Genomic DNA, 1,193 nt, shown 5'->3' with positions numbered 1-1,193 from the left:
GCACCGAGGGCCGCGGGAGACCGCGCAGCCGGGCGGGTGCCGTTGCGGGTGCCGAGGCCGAGTCGACTGCGGTCGGGCTCGCCCTCCGGGTTGGGAGGTGCACGGCGGCGTACCAGCTCACGGCAGCCAGGGCCACTCCCGCGACGGCGTCGAGCGGCAGGTGGCCGGTGGTCAGCACGACCGCGGTGTCCATGGACAGCGTGAGTGCCACCGCCGCCACACGGATCCAGGTCTTGCGCGTGGCGGCGAGGACCGCCAGCGTGATCAGCAGGTTCAGTCCCACGTGGAGGCCGGGCAACGTCGCGTACTGATCGACGAGGGCGGTGGGGTCCAGGACGGGGTACGCATCCGACCGCACGGTGGCCCTGCCGGTGTCGGCGGCCGGGGCGACGGCGAAGAACGTGAGCCCGATGGCGCCGGTCAGCAGCATCGCCGTGGTGATCCGTACGTATTCCCGGTGGTGACGGGAGGCCAGCCACAGCAGGGTGAGCGCGATGACCGGCCAGTGACCGTAGGAGTAGATCCAGTCGAGCGTCTGCGTGACGGTGTGGTCGACGGTCGCCAGACTCCGCTCGACGGTTTCCCGGCCGGGACGCGGGATCCGCTCGGCCGCCGTCACCAGAGCGGCGCTCCGCTGCGCGGCGTTCGGGCTGTCATCGGTGAGCGCCCACATCCCGACGTAGGCGAGTGCCGTCGCGACGGAGAGGCCCATCGGCAGGATGAACCGGCGCACCGATGTGTGCCGCGCGCCGGCTGCCCGCAGCGGACGATGCAGCGGGTGACCGGTGACCACGTCGTACAGCAGATGCCGGGCATGCTGGGCGCATGGCGCCGTGGAGCTCATCGCCGGACTCCCGCGGCGTCGGGCCCAGGCACTTCGACGGTCGGGCCGGCCACCCGGTGCCATCCGTCCTCGTACGCCTGCTGTTCGGCGCGTACGACGTGCAGTACGGCGTTGATCAGGGCGAGGTGGGTGAGTGCCTGGGGGAAGTTGCCGAGATGGCGTCCGGTACGCGGGCTGAGTTCCTCGGCGTAGAGCCCGAGGGGACTGGCGGCGGCCAGCAGCCGCTCGCACAGTGCGCGGGCCCGCTCGCCCTCACCGATCTCGGCGAGGGCGGAGACGAGCCAGAAGGAGCAGGCGAGGAAGCTGCCCTCGTCGCCTTCGAGTCCGTCGTCGGTGGTCTCGGTGCGAT

2 protein-coding genes are annotated in these 1,193 nt (G+C 71.9%); both read right to left on the bottom strand.

Annotated elements, in window-relative coordinates:
• Nucleotides 1-844 (bottom strand): phosphatase PAP2 family protein (locus EU811_RS23315; protein ID WP_160147702.1); only part of this gene is annotated, 844 nt, incomplete at its 3' end.
• Nucleotides 841-1,193, bottom strand: a 353-nt coding sequence (locus EU811_RS24525) for a glycoside hydrolase family 15 protein (protein WP_342211735.1), incomplete at its 5' end; no start/stop codon positions are given. The genes EU811_RS23315 and EU811_RS24525, both read right to left, overlap by 4 nt.

This window comes from Arthrobacter sp. TS-15, assembly GCF_006964045.1.
In the GTDB taxonomy this organism is placed as follows: Bacteria; Actinomycetota; Actinomycetes; order Actinomycetales; family Micrococcaceae; genus Arthrobacter.
This window is presented reverse-complemented; position numbering and strand designations above follow the sequence as displayed.